This is a genomic window from Bacillus sp. JJ1503, assembly GCF_036965125.1.
In the GTDB taxonomy this organism is placed as follows: Bacteria; Bacillota; Bacilli; order Bacillales; family Cytobacillaceae; genus Cytobacillus.
The window spans coordinates 1-16,609 of record NZ_JBALOZ010000044.1; the positions used below are offsets into that span (position 1 = coordinate 1).

Below are 16,609 nucleotides of genomic sequence, written 5' to 3' on the forward strand. Positions count from 1 at the left end.
GTCCTGTCGCATTGTCGACACTAGTACGTCCTGTACGTCGGGGCTAGGCGCTCCTCCTAAAAGCTAACGCTTATACTCGTGAGATGCTGCCGAAGCGTTCCTTGTGGAGCTAGACGTAAAAAGAAACCGCTCAAATTTTGAACGGTTTCTTTTCATATTTGTTTTCTTTCTTCCTCTTAAAATTATAGTAGAGGATGTAGGGAATCAATCCAAACCATCGATATAAGAACGGCTCTTTAACATCCTTCTTTTCTAATTTGCTTTTCTTGCGCTCATCTTTTGGCTGATCAATATACTTAACAACTGTTTCGGTAATGTACTTGACATAATCATTCGATTTCATTGCTGCACCCTGCTCAAATTATTTAAATTACTTTCATTTCAAGTATGTCCCTTCAATAACATATTTATTCAGCATCCACTATTCGAGCAAAGCCATTCAATTTCTTTCTATCCACTTTATCATTTTGCCCTCCTCCGTATCAAAATACCCGTATGCTAGCATTTCAATATTTGTTCCCATGCGTAGATTAAATGTTGACATCAACAAAGTATCCGTTAGTTTAGCTGTTTCATAACGGACATCTCCATCTGAATAAGAAAATACGCCCGTGTACTGATCTTCATCCTCTGCTATTAAAATGTCTTCCATCCGTTTCATCGAGCTTAATAAATAATACTCTTGTTTCAAAAGTGCTTCTGATTCTTGTAAAAAACGAATCTCTGATAAATAAAATTCTATATGCATGGTAAGGAGGAGAGCAACGAGCAAGATAATAGAAAAGGTAAGCGGGTAGGTAAATCCTTTTTCACTCCGAAGCATAATGCTCCTCCAAACTTATGAAGGAATATAATAATACAGAGTAATTTTGGCCATTGAGATCGTTTAACGTAAGCTTGACTCCATCATGAATCGAAGAAAATCGGAATGAGTCTACTTGCTGAAGGACGATTTCATGCCCTTTGAAATCAACCCGTCTTCGTAAATTAGTTCCATGCTTCTCATAGAGTATGATTTGACCGTGCTTTGCTAATACTAGCCTGTTATCAGAAACGTTTATTTCATCCGCTAATCGAAGTTCCTTCTTTATTTGATTGACAAATACATGCCATTCCATTCTTCTTAGCCTATTTTCAAGCTGTTCATTTTCCATAATATACTTAAAGAAAAGTGGAAAAAAAGAAACGACAAGCAGAAAAATGGAAAAGGCATATAACATTTCCAACATTGTGAAGCCTTTATTATTGAAATATTTCACATTTCGTCCGCAGCTTTTTGAATACATTCTCATATTTAATGCAAACCTCCTGTCCAGCGTTTCCCCCTGAAGTCCCTTCATATATTGCAAAAACAGTTTGATTAATTGTTATCAATTCTGTTTGAGGCTGCAAGCCTTCCTTTTGAGCCTTTAGCAATGTCTCATATAAAGCTTGAGTACTGTCAAATTCCTGCCGAAGTTGAACGGATTGATCGATTAAATTCATAATTAACGGTATAAATATGGTTGCAATAACAAGCCATGCAGAAAGAGTCAATAGCATCTCAGGCAAAAAGAACCCTTTATTCTTTCGCAACATAAAATCTTCCCTTTCCAATATAAAACGTAAACCGATATCTCTCCTTGCCTGCATAGATAACAAAGGAACCAAATCTATTAATATTCCCGTCTGATTGATAATAAAAGTAGAGTTTCATAGTGTCCTCTTGTACTGTAATGGCTTTTGGTATTTCTCTTTCAATCAAATAATTTGCACTAAGCTTTTCATGTATGACATACCTATTTGCTTCCGGAAGAATATGAACATACACATCAATATGATGGGAAAGAGCATATTGCTGAGCATAGTAAAGATCTGCTTTCAATTGTGAAATGAACTTTTCTTTTTCAAAGGAGATAAAATTATTTGAATATTCTTTTCATCCCTGCTCAAAATACAAAGGCTGATAATTTTATTAAAGAAAATATATCATATGGACTATGTGTATGCAATATATTTCTGAAAATAAAATTATATAAAAATACTTTTTACAAGATTGATAGGGGAAATGGTTGTATTTTATTTGTAATATATTGTATTCTTATTATTAGTCTAATATAATAAAACTATTATCTGAAAATGTAAGCGTTTAACTTATAGGCATGATGAGATTTTCTAAAATGACGAAGGGGGTAATTATATGCCGATTCCTGCTAATTATTCCACTCCTATTCGGATGTCCGCAAAAAAGCGTGCCTACTCTCAAATTCTAGAATGGATTATTGACGGGACTTTGCATCCTAAAGAAAAGTTGCATGATGCGGATCTTGCGAAAAGCTTAGGCGTAAGCCGAACTCCCATTAGAGAGGCTTTACAGCTGCTCAGCTTTCAAGGGTTTGTTGAAATGTACCCCGGAGTGGGAACTCAAGTTACATCAGTAAACCAAGAGGATATTAGCAAAATCTTGCCGCCATTAGGAGCGCTGCAAGCTTTAGCTACAGAATTAGCGACACCGATTATTAGTCAGGAACAGATTGAATCTCTTCGTGAGCTTAATAATCAATTTGCAGAGGCTGTAAAATCGGGTGATTCTTACGCGGCATTAAAACTTGATGAAGAATTTCACCAAAGCATTGTCGATGTAACCGACAATTCGTATATCTCTAGTACCGTTTCAAATCTTCTGTCACATGTGCGCAGGCTTTATTTTCACAACTCCATTATTCTAACTCCGGAGTCTATTGAGGAGCATGAAGCCATATTGAAGGCCCTTGAAGAGAAAAATAAAGAAGAGGCCTCCCGCATTGCCCGAAACAATGTCGTTAAAGCTATTGAGATATTCTACTCAATACAGGAGAATGAAAAAAATAATAAATAGAAAAATATTAGCCTGCCGTTGTTTTGGCAGGCTTTTGTATTTGGTGAAAACATTTAATACGTTGATTAACAAAATCCTCGCTAAAAATTCCTCCCCTTTTCCTATAATTAGTACCTTCCCTAATATATTTTAAAAAATAATCGAATATCCGTTCGTATATTAGTGGTTAGTTTTCATTGCTTTGTGGTAGAATGTTTATAGAATGTTTTACGTAAATTCATATATTTAATCAACTGAGAAAACACATATCCCCTACACCTGCTTAAAGGATGTTAGGTTTTTTAATAGAGAAGAAAAAATGGGAGGCTTCTTATGAAGGACCAATTTACACTAGTCTCAAAATATACTCCCCAAGGAGATCAGCCAGAAGCGATTAAACAGCTTGTTAAGGGGCTCAGATCCGGCAAAAAGCATCAAACATTACTAGGAGCGACTGGGACTGGAAAGACCTTCACAATTTCAAATGTGATCAAAGAGGTCAACCGGCCAACTCTGATTATTGCTCATAATAAAACACTTGCTGGCCAGCTTTATAGTGAGTTTAAAGAATTTTTTCCGGATAATGCGGTTGAATATTTCGTCAGCTATTATGATTATTATCAGCCAGAAGCTTATGTACCACAGACCGACACATTTATCGAAAAAGATGCAAGTATTAATGATGAGATTGATAAGCTTCGCCATTCAGCGACCTCTTCATTATTTGAACGGAAAGATGTTGTTATTATTGCCAGTGTGTCTTGCATTTATGGTTTAGGTTCTCCGGAAGAATACAGGGAGCTTGTTTTATCTCTTCGAACAGGAATGGAGATTGAAAGAAATCAGCTTCTCCACAGACTTGTGGATATTCAATATGAAAGAAATGATATCGCTTTTCAGCGCGGGACTTTCCGAGTGCGCGGCGATGTAGTGGAAATTATCCCGGCTTCAAAGGATGAGCGCTGTATTCGTGTGGAGTTTTTCGGGGATGAAATTGACCGCATTCGCGAGGTGGATTCACTGACAGGCGAAATCATCGGGGACCGCGAGCATGTAGCGATTTTTCCAAGGTCCCACTTCGTAACTCGTGAGGAAAAAATGCGAGTGGCCATTCAAAGCATCGAGGAAGAATTGGAAGTCAAGCTGAAGGAAATGCGAGAGAATGATAAGCTTCTCGAGGCTCAGCGCCTTGAACAGCGGACTCGGTATGATCTTGAAATGATGAGAGAAATGGGCTTTTGCTCTGGGATCGAAAACTACTCAAGACATTTAACTTTAAGGCCTCCAGGTTCTACGCCGTATACATTAATGGACTTTTTCCCAGAGGACCTGCTTATCGTTATTGACGAGTCCCATGTCACCCTTCCGCAGATTCGCGGGATGTATAATGGGGACCAGGCGAGAAAATCGGTGCTCGTGGAACATGGTTTCCGCCTGCCTTCAGCATTAGATAATCGGCCTTTGACGTTTAATGAATTTGAAAAGCATATTAACCAAATTGTCTACGTATCTGCAACTCCTGGCCCATACGAGATTGAGCACACACCGGAAATGATTCAGCAAATTATCCGGCCGACTGGGCTGCTTGATCCAATCATCGAAGTTCGGCCGATTGAAGGGCAAATTGATGATTTAATCGGAGAAATCCAAGACCGAATCAAGCGAAATGAGCGTGTGCTTATTACCACCTTGACGAAAAAAATGTCAGAAGACTTAACGGATTATTTAAAGGAAATCGGCATTAAGGTGCAATATTTGCATTCTGAAGTTAAAACCTTAGAGCGAATTGAAATTATTCGTGAACTGCGCCTTGGTACTTATGATGTTCTAGTTGGAATCAACCTTTTGAGAGAGGGGCTTGATATTCCGGAAGTTTCATTAGTGACCATTCTTGATGCAGACAAGGAAGGCTTCCTCCGTTCTGAGCGTTCACTTATACAGACAATCGGTAGGGCGGCGCGAAATGCAAACGGTCATGTGATTATGTACGCAGATAAAATGACAAATTCAATGGAATTAGCGATTAGCGAAACAAAACGGCGCCGTTCCATTCAAGAAGAATACAATCAAAAGCATGGCATCACTCCTCAAACGATTCAAAAGGAAATCCGTGATGTAATCCGTGCCACAATTGCTGCGGAGGATCAGGAAGAATATAAAGTATCAGCAAAAATTGGCAAGCTTAATAAGAAGGAAAGAGAAAAACTAATTCAAGTAATGGAAAAAGAAATGAAGGAAGAAGCAAAAGCACTCAATTTTGAACGTGCTGCTGAGCTTCGTGATTTGATTTTAGAGCTGAAAGCGGAAGGATGACGTATAAATGGCGATGGAAAATATAATTGTAAAAGGCGCCAGAGCACATAATTTGAAAAATATTGATGTCACCATTCCGAGGGATAAATTAGTTGTGCTGACAGGGCTTTCTGGATCTGGAAAGTCCTCACTTGCCTTTGACACGATTTATGCAGAAGGGCAGCGCAGATATGTGGAATCCTTATCTGCCTATGCACGCCAATTTCTTGGACAAATGGATAAACCCGATGTAGATGCCATCGAAGGCTTGTCTCCGGCCATTTCGATTGACCAAAAGACAACGAGCCGAAACCCCCGCTCGACCGTTGGAACAGTGACGGAAATATATGATTATTTAAGATTATTATATGCAAGAGTTGGGCGTCCCACTTGTCCAAATCATGGGATTGAAATCTCTTCCCAAACGATTGAACAGATGGTGGACCGCATTCTTGAATACCCTGAGCGAACAAAGCTTCAAGTGCTTGCTCCTATTGTTTCTGGAAGAAAAGGCACACATGTCAAAGTTTTGGATGAAGTAAAGAAGCAAGGGTTTGTCCGGGTCAGAGTTGATGGAGATATGCTTGATCTTGGCGAGGAAATTGAGCTTGAAAAGAATAAAAAACATTCAATTGAGGTAGTCATAGACAGAATTGTTGTGAAAGACGGCGTTTCTGCTCGTCTGGCTGATTCGATTGAAACAGCTTTGAAGCTTGGAAGCGGAAAAGTGCTTATTGATGTTATTGGCGAAGAAGAGCTGCTATTTAGTGAAAATCACGCCTGTCCTCATTGTGGATTTTCTATTGGGGAGCTAGAGCCGCGGATGTTTTCCTTTAACAGCCCATTTGGAGCTTGTACTGAATGTGATGGGCTTGGATCTAAGCTCGAGGTCGATGTGGATTTAATTATTCCTAATTCGGATTTATCATTGCGCCAGCATGCTATTGCACCATGGGAGCCGACAAGTTCACAATACTATCCTCAGCTGCTAGAGGCTGTTTGTACCCATTATGGGATTGAAATGGATATTCCGGTAAAGGACATTCCTGAGCATCTCCTTGAAAAAATTTTATATGGCTCCAATGGAGAAAAGATATTTTTCCATTACGAAAATGATTTTGGACAAGTTAGAGAAGGGCTCATTGAATTTGAAGGGGTTATCAGAAATGTCGAGCGCCGTTATAAAGAAACAAGCTCTGACTATATTCGTGAGCAAATGGAAAAATATATGGGCCAGAAGCCATGTCCAGCATGTAAAGGCTATCGTTTAAAAAAGGAAACACTTGCTGTTCTCATTTCTGATCAACATATCGGCAAAATAACAGAGCTGTCCGTAGAGGAAGCCTATCATTTCTTTGAACATCTGAAACTATCTGAAAAAGAAATGAAAATCGCCAATCTGATTTTTGGCGAAATAAAAGAACGTCTTGGCTTTTTAGTCAATGTAGGACTTGATTATCTGACTTTAAGCCGCGCTGCAGGAACGCTATCAGGAGGGGAAGCCCAGCGAATCCGGTTAGCTACTCAAATTGGTTCACGATTAACGGGTGTGCTTTACATTTTGGACGAGCCTTCGATTGGCCTGCATCAGCGTGATAATGACCGCTTAATTGACACGATGAAAAATATGCGTGATATCGGAAATACGCTTATTGTTGTTGAGCATGACGAGGATACGATGATGGCGGCTGATTACTTAATCGATATTGGTCCAGGCGCTGGCGTCCACGGAGGAGAAATTATTTCTGCCGGAACTCCAGAAGAAGTTATGAATGATCCTCAATCTTTGACGGGTGAGTATCTTTCGGGGAAAAAGTTCATTCCGCTTCCGGTCGAGCGCCGAAAAAATGATGGCCGTTTTATTGAAATTAAAGGGGCAAAGGAAAATAACCTGAAGAATGTCAGTGTCAAAATTCCACTCGGTACTTTCATTTCTGTCACAGGTGTTTCCGGATCAGGGAAAAGTACATTAATCAACGAAATTCTTCATAAATCCTTGGCGCAAAAGCTCAATAGAGCGAAGACAAAGCCTGGGGAGCATAAGGAAATAAAGGGGATTGAGCACTTAGATAAAGTCATCGATATTGACCAATCGCCAATTGGCCGGACACCGCGCTCAAACCCAGCTACCTATACGGGTGTGTTCGATGATATTCGTGATGTCTTTTCAGTAACAAATGAAGCAAAGGTCCGCGGCTATAAAAAAGGACGTTTTAGCTTTAACGTAAAAGGCGGACGCTGTGAAGCTTGCCGTGGAGATGGAATCATCAAAATTGAAATGCATTTCCTGCCTGATGTATATGTCCCATGCGAGGTTTGTCATGGCAAACGATATAATCGGGAGACGCTGGAAGTTCAATATAAAGGAAAAAACATTTCTGAAATTCTCGACATGACTGTGGAGGATGCGGTCGTGTTTTTCGAAAATATACCAAAAATCAGCCGTAAGCTCCAAACGATTTATGATGTTGGACTTGGCTATGTAAAGCTCGGGCAGCCTGCCACCACTCTTTCCGGTGGTGAGGCTCAGCGTGTCAAGCTTGCCTCTGAACTGCATCGCCGTTCAACTGGGCGATCGCTCTATATTCTGGATGAGCCGACTACTGGTCTGCATGTTGATGATATTTCTCGCTTGCTCGTTGTCCTGCAGCGTCTCGTGGAAAACGGAGATACCGTTTTAGTCATTGAACATAATTTAGATGTCATTAAAGCGGCAGATTATATCATCGATCTCGGACCAGAGGGCGGAGACAAAGGCGGAACGATCATCGCCACCGGTACTCCTGAACAGGTAGCCGAAGCTCCAGCATCCTATACAGGAAAATATCTAAAACCCATCTTAGAACGCGATCGACTAAGAATGCAAAAGCAAATTGAAGAGAAGGAAGCTAGTGTATCGAACGTATAATATAATTTAGGATGCAGCACTGTGTGAACAGTGCTGTTTTTTATTCCAATGATAACGCATTGTAATCCAATAGAAACGTTCGTGTAAATCTATTCCGTTATAATGGGGACAAGGACAACTCTATCCGTAAAAAAATATATTGAGGAGGGTTAACTTGGAAGCATATTTGGAGAAATCTTTAGAAGAGTGGAAAGAGGATATTTCGGAAGTTCTTGACCAGATCAATCTAGAGTATGAAGAAATCATGAAGGAATTAAAGGTTTATACGTATAAATATGGCATCACAAAGCAGGTCATCCAATCGACTGTGAACGATGAAATCATTGAAAATATCCGTGAAAGATATCATAAGCCATTTGAAGAAAAATATAACGAGCTACGAGAGTACATAAAGGATCTAGATGAAAAACGAAAGGTGTTTCAAATGTTTGTCCATAAGATTGATGAGGTAAAAAGAAAGGAAGCCCCTCGAATCGACTTAGTTGCGGCCTTTAAATAAAGTTAAACCTCAATCAATGGGAATACTTGCAGCAAGTTAATCTGCTATCATGAATTTGGAAAGCCGTCATAATTATAGACGGTTTTTTTTGTTTCATAAATGCAATCATATAGAAAGGACAAATAGAAAAATTTTTATAAATGAGTTTATAAAAAGTGAAACCTTCTCTATCTATTTTCGTAAATAGTGGGGAAGGAGCTGTTGGCAATGGAGACGAGTAAAGTATTATCAGGACTAAGCTATTTAAGTGTTTTGTTTGCAGGGATTCTTTTTCCGCTTGTTTTATTTTTTGCAACGGAGGATCAAAGAACGAAGTATCACGCGAAAAAGGCGTTTTTGTCCCATCTCATTTTGCTGATCCCGGTTCCAGTGATTGTTTACGCAGCGATTACACAGATAGGGATGAATCACTCAGAGTTTCCAATCCTGTTCATCGGGAGTGTCCTATTTACGGTTGTTCTTAGTCTCATTGTAGCAGTTTGGAATATAATTAAAGGCATCCAGATTTTTACGGGAAACGCTTTTTAGCATAAAAATAAACATATTTAGCTGGAGGGATTGATATGCAAGCTGAACGCAAACGGATACTTAAAATGGTGGAAGATGGCAAGCTGACTGTGGATGAGGCTCTTTTTCTATTAGAAGAGCTTGAGAAAACAGGTAAATCAGCGGAAGGCAAGAAGGGTGACCTTTTTCAGGAGATTTCTACTGCTGTAAAATTTGACGAAGCGAAAAAAGAAGAGCCATTCAATTACAAGTTTCAATCTGCAAAGGATAAAATTTTGGATTTTGTAGACTCGGCCTTTAAAAAAATCAAGGACATGGATTTGGACTTTAACTTTGGTCAATCTGTAGAAATAACACATATATTCCAACAAGGGGATGTTTCCTTCAAGGATGTAGATGTGGATATTGCGAATGGAAAAATGGAGGTTCTGCCTTGGGACCAGAAGGACGTGCGAATTGAGTGCAAGGCGAAGGTGTACCGGGTAGAAACTCAGGAAGAAGCACGACGGAACTTTTTAAATGATGTTACTTTTGCGGTTGAGGGTCAAAAGCTTCGTTTTGCTACACAGCAAAAGTGGATGAAAGTAGATGCGGTTATTTATATTCCTCAAACGGAATATGATAAGGTAAAGATTCGCCTGTTTAATGGGTCCATCGACAGCCAGCAATTAACGGCAAATACCTTTAAAGCCAAAACGGCTAATGGAAAAATTTCAATTCAAAATATGAATGGCAAGTATACTGAAGTCGAAACGGCTAATGGACAAATTACTATTCAAAAGAGCCATATTGAACAAATTGAAGTCGAAACGCTGAATGGAGCAATCCATGTGGATGGCGCTTTTGAAAAAATCGATCTTCACTCTATTAATGGCGATGTTTTCTGCGCTGTTCAGGATGGTAAATGTGATGTCATTGATGCGAAGGCTGTGGCTGGGAAAATTGAATTGCAAGTTCCGAATCATTTAACAGTTAATGGAGAGTTAAAAACAAATTTCGGAAGCTTGCATGTCAATCTAGACGGGATCCAAATCGTTGAGGATAAAAGCGATGTGATTCAAAAAGTGCTTCGCTTCCAATCCGTAAACCAATCAGAGCAGTCTTTACGGCTAAAAGCTGAAACGAAAACAGGTGCCATTCATATCAATAAAGCAAAATCAGTTGATTTTTAAACATAGAGAGCTTAAATGACGGGGTGTTTTAATATGAGATGGGTTGCAGGAATATTAATTAATGCCATACTGTTTGTGGCGATAGCAGGTTTTTTAGATGAGTCCTTTTATGTATCAAGCTTCGGTGCAGCTGTTGGGGCAAGTGCGATCCTCTCGATATTAAATATCCTCGTTCGGCCGATTTTAATTATTTTAACATTGCCAGTCACCTTAGTAACGCTAGGGTTATTTCTGTTTGTGATCAATGCGGTCACGCTGATGATTACTGACGACATTATGGGAAGTTCATTTGAAATCGCGGGTTTTGGAACAGCTTTACTCATGGCCGTGATCATGTCCATAGCGAATTTAATCATTCAAAAAGCAGTGCTTGAGCCTGCTAAAGATAAGAAAAAGAAAGGCTGACTCATCTGTCAGCCTCTTTTCTTTATTCAAAATAAACGAACGGTGTATATCCAAGCTTTTTTAAAGCCTGTGCCAGTTCCTCTGCGTTTTTCTTGTCCTTGAAGGCACCGACCTGGACTTTATAAAGTCCATTTTTTGCTGAAGGCTGTTCCTTATTGGTGCTGTCACTGGTTTTTAATTTAAGGTTGTATTGATCTGTGAGAGCCTTTACGATTGCCTCGGCACAGGTTTTCCGGTAAGTTTCGGTCTGCAATAAGGAAGCTTCTTGACGGTTTGTCATAAAACCACATTCCGTTAAGACAGCCGTCATATTAGTTTCCCTGAGAACGTGAAAATCGGCAGTTTTGACCCCGCGATCGCTTAATCCTGTGGCAATCACTAAATTCTTTTGGATTTTCTGAGCGAGTTCATAGGCATCCTTAGGCTTTCCAATATTCACATAGGTTTCAATCCCATTTGCTGCATTCCAAGTCGTTCCATAGGCATTTGCATGAATCGCCACATATACATCGACTTCTAACTCATTCGCTTGATCTGTCCGCTCTTGAAGAGGGACATCCAGATTGTCTGAGTGTGCAAAATAAACAGTGGTATTTTGATAGGTTTCTAGCAGAGGCCGTGCATAATTGGCTACAGCCCTTGTAAATTCATACTCCTGCATACCATCCGGGCTGCGTTTTCCAGCCGTATTAAATCCATGACCAGCATCCAGCATTATTTTCATTTCGCTGCTCCTTTCTATTTTTTCTCGAAACTGCTGTATTCTGTAAAAATTAAGCTATCTACCCTTATAATATGAATGAAAGCTTGAAAAGGACATGGGTGCAGGGGAAAACAGAAAAAGAGACAGCATCATATGCCATCTCTTCAAGATGTTTATCACAGATTAAGAAGCTGTAAATCCCCACTGATAGAAGTTTTACTTTATACAAATTTTAATGCTTCGTCATCAGCAATAATGGTGAAATTCGGGTGGTTCTTAAGCGCTGAGGCAGGAATACTTTCATCAATCTCCCCGCTTATCAACTGGCTAATCGCTTTGGCTTTGGACTTTCCTGAAGCAAGCAGAATAATTTCTTTACTAGCCATAATCGTAGCAATTCCCATCGTAACGGCATGAGTAGGAACTTCCTCAAGAGAATTAAAAAATCTTGCATTCGCTTGCCGCGTATTTTCCTCAAGCTCAATCATATGGGTTTTACTAGTAAACGGTGTACCGGGTTCATTAAAACCGATATGCCCATTTTCTCCGATGCCAAGCAACTGTAATCCTATTCCTCCAAAGGATTCAATCAAAGCCTCATATTTTGCACATTCTTCATGCAAATTCTCTGCCATCCCATTTGGCAGATGTGTTTGGGAAGGCGGGATGTCAATATGGTCCAAAAGCTGTTCCTTCATAAAAAAGTGGTAGCTATTCGGATCATGTTCATCAATTCCAACATACTCGTCCAGATTGACGGTTAATATTTTTTTATAGGAAGTCTGGTTTTGCACATGGTCCTCGATTAGCTTTTGGTAAACCCCTTTTGGTGTACTGCCAGTTGCAAGACCAAGTGTGATTTCAGGATTATTTCGGATTCGGTCAATCATGATTTCCGCTGCTTTCAAGCTCATTTCTTCATAGCTGGTGGTTCTGATAATTTTCATTCGGTTCCTCCTTAGGTGTCATTCATTCTTATTCCATATTCTTGATTCTGTTATTACTAGGAAGGCTGCCACCAAGAATAGCTTTCATTCATCATATTTTTGAAATTTTTTATAAAAAATCAAAATACTATCGTGGATCATATTCATTTTATTATAAAATCATTTATATCATGCTGTCTATTTTGAAATGGAAAAATGAGCGCGAACAGGCGCATTTTTTTCTCGTGTTTCAGATTGTAGAATTTGGTTCTTTATTAAAAAGTGCTAAAATAGATGATATGCTAAAAATTTCTCACCATATGTAACTGAATTTCTGAACAAGACGATGTAGGATAGCTAATTTTTATTGTAGTAATGGGGGTTACATGCATGGCAGCTCCAGCTCCACCCCTTTTCAATAGGAGGTAATGGGAATGGCAAAGGTCTGTACTAAAGACATTGTAGATAAATTTGGCCTTGAGTTAATTAGCGGGGAAGAGGGGATCAACCGGCCGATTACTACGAGTGATATTTCCAGGCCCGGTATTGAAGTAGCGGGATATTTCGAATTCTATCCGGCAGATAGAATACAGTTGATTGGAAAAACAGAGCTCACATTCACTGAAAAGTTAAGAGTGATCGATCGTCAGCTTCGCTTTGAACGGTTATGCACCGACATTACACCTGGGATTATCATCTCAAGAGGCCTTGAGGTTCCTGAAGAGTTAATTGTCGCTTCAAAGCGCGAATCAGTCCCCCTCTTAAGAACGACCCAAAAAACAACGAGATTTTCTAGTTTGCTGACGAATTATTTGGAAAGTAAACTGGCTCCGACAACTGCCGTCCATGGCGTACTTGTCGATGTGTACGGGGTTGGAGTGCTCATTACAGGGAAGAGCGGGGTCGGTAAAAGCGAAACGGCCTTAGAGCTTGTAAAACGCGGACATCGGTTAGTGGCTGATGACTGTGTGGAAATTAGACAGGAGGATGAATATACCCTTGTCGGCACTTCACCAGAACTAATCGAGCATTTACTGGAAATTCGCGGTCTTGGGATTATTAATGTGATGACATTGTTTGGGGCTGGGGCTGTTCTAAGCAATAAACGAATCTCGATCGTGATGGACCTAGAGATATGGGATTCAAAAAAGCAATATGAACGGCTTGGGCTGGATGAAGACAAAATGAAAATCATTGATATGGACGTTCCCAAGATTACGATTCCGGTTCGCCCTGGACGAAACCTGGCAGTTATTATTGAAGTGGCAGCGATGAATTACCGCTTGAAACGCATGGGCGTTAATGCCGCAGAGCAATTCAGTAGTCGCCTCGCAGACGTCATGGATGACAGCAAAGAATAAGCTTAGGTGCGAGGCACCGTTCGTGGACAATTTGATGGATTTGTATTTTTTCTCGGGTGGACATGTTTGTAAAAATGCGCCACCTAAAGGATTACCGCACTTATTAAGTTTTGGTTAGAAAAAATTGAACTATAAAGGAGCAATGACTATGGAATCAATGATACAGCCGCTTAACCCGATTGCGATTTCTCTAGGGCCGCTTGAGATTCGCTGGTACGGGATTATTATCGGTGTCGGCATTGCCTTAGCCTTAATTCTAGTAATGAGGGAAGCAGAGAAAAGGGGAATGCAGAAGGACCTATTTGCAGATTTAATGCTTTTTGCCATTCCGATTGCGATTATATCGGCACGAATCTACTATGTTATTTTTCAATGGGGCTATTATAGTCAAAACCCAGGCGACATAGTGAAAATATGGGAAGGTGGCATTGCTATTCACGGAGCCTTGATTGGAGCTGTGATCACCGCCTACGTATTTGCCAAAAAGCGAAATGTTTCATTTTGGAAGCTCGCGGATATTGCGGCCCCTAGTATTATATTAGGGCAGGCTATTGGCAGATGGGGAAACTTTATGAACCAGGAAGCCCATGGCGGAGAAGTGACTCGATCTTTCCTTGAAGGCTTGCACCTGCCGGAATTCATCATTAATCAAATGTATATTAATGGAACTTACTATCATCCTACTTTTTTATATGAATCGCTTTGGAACTTTGCCGGATTTGCTATCCTCTTGTTATTAAGAAGAGTCAATCTGCGCCGCGGGGAGCTTTTTCTCAGCTATGTCATCTGGTATTCAATCGGCCGCTTTTTTGTCGAGGGCCTGCGGACAGACAGTTTAATGCTCACTGAGCAGCTGAGAGTGGCACAAACTATTTCCATTGTCCTTATCGTGGGTGCCATTATTTTACTAGTATTAAGACGGATGAAAGGTTATGCAAAAGTGCGTTATTTAGACAATGGTGCATAACGTTATTAAAGGTATAGTCGGAAAAAAATCGGACCTGATGCTATAAGTTTTAATTCGATCAATTTATTTGCGAAAGCGGCTTATATATTTGCGGAAGTAACCGATTTATTTGCGAAAGTAACTGTAATCAAAGAAAAAGGAGAAAAGAAATGTTGCTTGAATCGTCCAAAAAGGGGATAAAGGCCGGCTTAAAGACAACTTGGACGTTGGGGAAAGTTATCTTTCCTGTCACATTAATTGTCGCCATTCTGCAGCACACCCCTGTCCTGCCATGGATCATAAAGCTGATTACGCCGCTGATGAATCTTATTGGCTTGCCAGGTGATGCAGCGATTCCTCTCGTTTTGGGGAATATGCTGAATCTCTTCGCTGGAATTGGAGCCATATTAACATTGGATTTAACAGTCAAGGAAGTATTTATTATTGCTGTAATGCTGTCCTTTTCTCATAACCTGCTGATTGAGTCCAGTGTAGCGGCGAAAGTTGGTGTGAAGCTCTGGATCATTGTGGCTGTTAGAGTTGGATTAGCCATCATTTCTGCCATCGCCATTAATTTAGTTTGGCAAGGTGGTTCGGAAATAGCGAAATATGGGATGATTCCGGTTAAGGAAGAGGAGCTTTCGGGCTGGACAGCCATTCTGCTGGATGCCCTGCAAAAGGCGGGACTAGGCATATTGCAGCTTGCCATCATTGTCATTCCGCTCATGATTGTTATTCAATTTTTGAAGGATTTAAACTGGCTGGCTGTTTTTTCAAAATGGATGGCGCCTGTCACGAAAGCGCTAGGGATGAAAGAAAACACCTCAACCACGCTAGCTGCTGGATTATTATTCGGTCTTGCCTTCGGAGCGGGAGTTATGATTCAGGCGGTAAAAGAGGACGGGGTCAGCAAAAAGGATGTAACGATTGCATTTATATTCCTGGTCGCCTGTCATGCCGTTGTGGAAGATACGTTGATATTTGTTCCGCTCGGCATACCGGTGCTTCCCCTTCTGCTCATTCGCTTAGGGGTTGCCATTTTATTAACATTAATTGTTTCATTCATCTGGAACCGAATAGATTTGGAAAAAAGAAAGGAAACCGTATATGAGCACTCAAGTTAATACAATCTTATTTGATTTAGATGGGACATTAATCGATACAAATGAACTAATCATATCTTCTTTTTTACATGTGTTAGGAAGCTATTATCCGGATCGCTATAAGCGGGAGGATGTATTGCCTTTCATGGGACCGACACTTAGGGAAACATTTGAATCGGTTAATCCGGAAAAAGTGGAGGAAATGATTGAAGCTTACAAGGATTTCAATATCACGAATCATGACCTGCTTGTAAAGGAATTTCCGGGCGTCTTTGAAACGATTCGCACTTTAAAGGAAGCAGGCTACAAAATCGGGATTGTCACTACGAAGGGGATGATAACGGTAAAAATGGGCCTTGCTCTAACAAAGCTCGATCAATTTTTCGATGTGGTCGTTGCTTTAGATCATGTTCAAAATCCGAAGCCTGATCCGGAGCCGATTTTAAAAGCATTAGAACAGCTCCAAGCAAATCCAGAAGAAGCGATGATGGTTGGCGATAATTCCCATGATATTTTAGGAGGGAAAAATGCGGGCACCCAAACTGTTGGCGTTGCGTGGAGTTTAAAAGGGAAACAGTTTTTAGAAGGATTTGATCCAGATTATCTAATAGATCATATGGAAGATTTACTCGATATTTTAAAGGTTAATAAAGGATGAGGAGAACGGAACGCTTTCCAGTAGAGGGAGGCAATTCCCTTTGGCATGTGTATAAAACCGTTCCATTCTGGAAGGTAGTGAAAAACTTCGCTGTCATTCAGCTAGCTCGCTACACCCCTTTCTTGGGGATGAAAAATTGGCTTTATCGCACCTTTCTGAAAATGAAGGTTGGTGAACAGACGTCATTTGCCCTCATGGTGATGCTTGACGTTATGTTCCCCGAAAAAATCAGTGTCGGCAGGAACACGGTTATCGGCTACAACACAACGATTCTCGCACACGAATATTTGATT

At 40.3% G+C, this 16,609-nt stretch carries 18 protein-coding genes and 1 pseudogene; 12 read left to right on the forward strand and 7 right to left on the reverse strand.

Translation table 11 applies throughout. The features are described from left to right. Window positions 1-130 precede the first annotated feature (130 nt). The 5 genes from V7149_RS04250 to comGD form a co-directional block, all read right to left on the reverse strand. A complete protein-coding gene (locus V7149_RS04250) occupies window positions 131-343 on the reverse strand; it encodes a YqzE family protein (protein WP_335344411.1) in 213 nt (70 codons plus the stop codon). Between the two features lie 96 nt (window positions 344-439). Beyond that, window positions 440-823, reverse strand: a complete 384-nt coding sequence (gene comGG / locus V7149_RS04255) for a competence type IV pilus minor pilin ComGG (protein ID WP_335344412.1) — start codon at window positions 821-823, stop codon at window positions 440-442. Beyond that, entirely contained in the window at window positions 810-1,292 is a 483-nt protein-coding gene (gene comGF, locus V7149_RS04260; protein WP_335344413.1) for a competence type IV pilus minor pilin ComGF, read from the reverse strand. Before comGF ends, comGG begins: the two co-directional genes overlap by 14 nt. After that, on the reverse strand, window positions 1,243-1,578 hold the full coding sequence (locus V7149_RS04265; RefSeq protein ID WP_335344414.1) for a type II secretion system protein: 336 nt from the start codon (window positions 1,576-1,578) through the stop codon (window positions 1,243-1,245). The genes comGF and V7149_RS04265 overlap by 50 nt, the downstream gene beginning before the upstream one ends. Then, window positions 1,562-1,864, reverse strand: a complete 303-nt coding sequence (gene comGD, locus V7149_RS04270) for a competence type IV pilus minor pilin ComGD (RefSeq protein WP_335344415.1) — start codon at window positions 1,862-1,864, stop codon at window positions 1,562-1,564. Before comGD ends, V7149_RS04265 begins: the two co-directional genes overlap by 17 nt. A gap of 315 nt (window positions 1,865-2,179) precedes the next feature. Between comGD and V7149_RS04275 the strand changes: the two genes are divergently transcribed. The 7 genes from V7149_RS04275 (at window position 2,180) to V7149_RS04305 (ending at window position 10,619) form a co-directional block, all read left to right on the forward strand. Continuing rightward, window positions 2,180-2,857 (forward strand): GntR family transcriptional regulator, encoded by a 678-nt coding sequence (locus V7149_RS04275; protein WP_335344416.1) that lies wholly within the window; start codon window positions 2,180-2,182, stop codon window positions 2,855-2,857. Window positions 2,858-3,169: 312 nt separating this feature from the next. Continuing rightward, on the forward strand, window positions 3,170-5,149 hold the full coding sequence (uvrB, locus tag V7149_RS04280; RefSeq protein ID WP_335344417.1) for an excinuclease ABC subunit UvrB: 1,980 nt from the start codon (window positions 3,170-3,172) through the stop codon (window positions 5,147-5,149). Between the two features lie 7 nt (window positions 5,150-5,156). Further along, window positions 5,157-8,036 (forward strand): excinuclease ABC subunit UvrA, encoded by a 2,880-nt coding sequence (gene uvrA / locus V7149_RS04285; RefSeq protein ID WP_335344418.1) that lies wholly within the window; start codon window positions 5,157-5,159, stop codon window positions 8,034-8,036. 154 nt (window positions 8,037-8,190) lie between these two features. Beyond that, a complete protein-coding gene (locus V7149_RS04290; RefSeq protein ID WP_335344419.1) occupies window positions 8,191-8,535 on the forward strand; it encodes a hypothetical protein in 345 nt (114 codons plus the stop codon). A 207-nt stretch (window positions 8,536-8,742) separates the two neighbouring features. Further along, the gene (locus V7149_RS04295; protein WP_335344420.1) at window positions 8,743-9,063 is read left to right on the forward strand and encodes a DUF4870 domain-containing protein; all 321 of its coding nucleotides are present in this window, start codon (window positions 8,743-8,745) and stop codon (window positions 9,061-9,063) included. A gap of 35 nt (window positions 9,064-9,098) precedes the next feature. Further along, complete coding sequence (locus V7149_RS04300; protein ID WP_335344421.1) at window positions 9,099-10,214, forward strand: DUF4097 domain-containing protein; 1,116 nt, start codon at window positions 9,099-9,101, stop codon at window positions 10,212-10,214. A gap of 33 nt (window positions 10,215-10,247) precedes the next feature. Further along, window positions 10,248-10,619, forward strand: coding sequence for a phage holin family protein (locus V7149_RS04305; protein ID WP_335344422.1), 372 nt, complete (start codon window positions 10,248-10,250; stop codon window positions 10,617-10,619). Window positions 10,620-10,641: 22 nt separating this feature from the next. Here the strand turns inward: V7149_RS04305 and V7149_RS04310 are convergent, their stop codons facing one another. Next, window positions 10,642-11,343, reverse strand: coding sequence for an N-acetylmuramoyl-L-alanine amidase (locus V7149_RS04310; RefSeq protein WP_335344423.1), 702 nt, complete (start codon window positions 11,341-11,343; stop codon window positions 10,642-10,644). 200 nt (window positions 11,344-11,543) lie between these two features. Continuing rightward, window positions 11,544-12,269, reverse strand: a complete 726-nt coding sequence (gene nagB, locus V7149_RS04315) for a glucosamine-6-phosphate deaminase (protein ID WP_335344424.1) — start codon at window positions 12,267-12,269, stop codon at window positions 11,544-11,546. Between the two features lie 413 nt (window positions 12,270-12,682). Here nagB and hprK point away from each other — a divergent pair, with 413 nt between their 5' ends. The 5 genes and pseudogenes from hprK to V7149_RS04340 all read left to right on the forward strand — a co-directional run. Next, a complete protein-coding gene (gene hprK, locus V7149_RS04320; RefSeq protein WP_335344425.1) occupies window positions 12,683-13,609 on the forward strand; it encodes an HPr(Ser) kinase/phosphatase in 927 nt (308 codons plus the stop codon). A 148-nt stretch (window positions 13,610-13,757) separates the two neighbouring features. Beyond that, window positions 13,758-14,576, forward strand: coding sequence for a prolipoprotein diacylglyceryl transferase (gene lgt / locus V7149_RS04325; RefSeq protein ID WP_335344426.1), 819 nt, complete (start codon window positions 13,758-13,760; stop codon window positions 14,574-14,576). Window positions 14,577-14,725: 149 nt separating this feature from the next. Next, on the forward strand, window positions 14,726-15,679 hold the full coding sequence (locus V7149_RS04330) for a nucleoside recognition domain-containing protein (RefSeq protein WP_335344427.1): 954 nt from the start codon (window positions 14,726-14,728) through the stop codon (window positions 15,677-15,679). Further along, entirely contained in the window at window positions 15,663-16,316 is a 654-nt protein-coding gene (gene ppaX, locus V7149_RS04335) for a pyrophosphatase PpaX (protein ID WP_335344428.1), read from the forward strand. Before V7149_RS04330 ends, ppaX begins: the two co-directional genes overlap by 17 nt. Further along, window positions 16,313-16,609: pseudogene (locus V7149_RS04340) on the forward strand (acetyltransferase); the annotation flags it as partial. The gene ppaX and the pseudogene V7149_RS04340, both read left to right, overlap by 4 nt.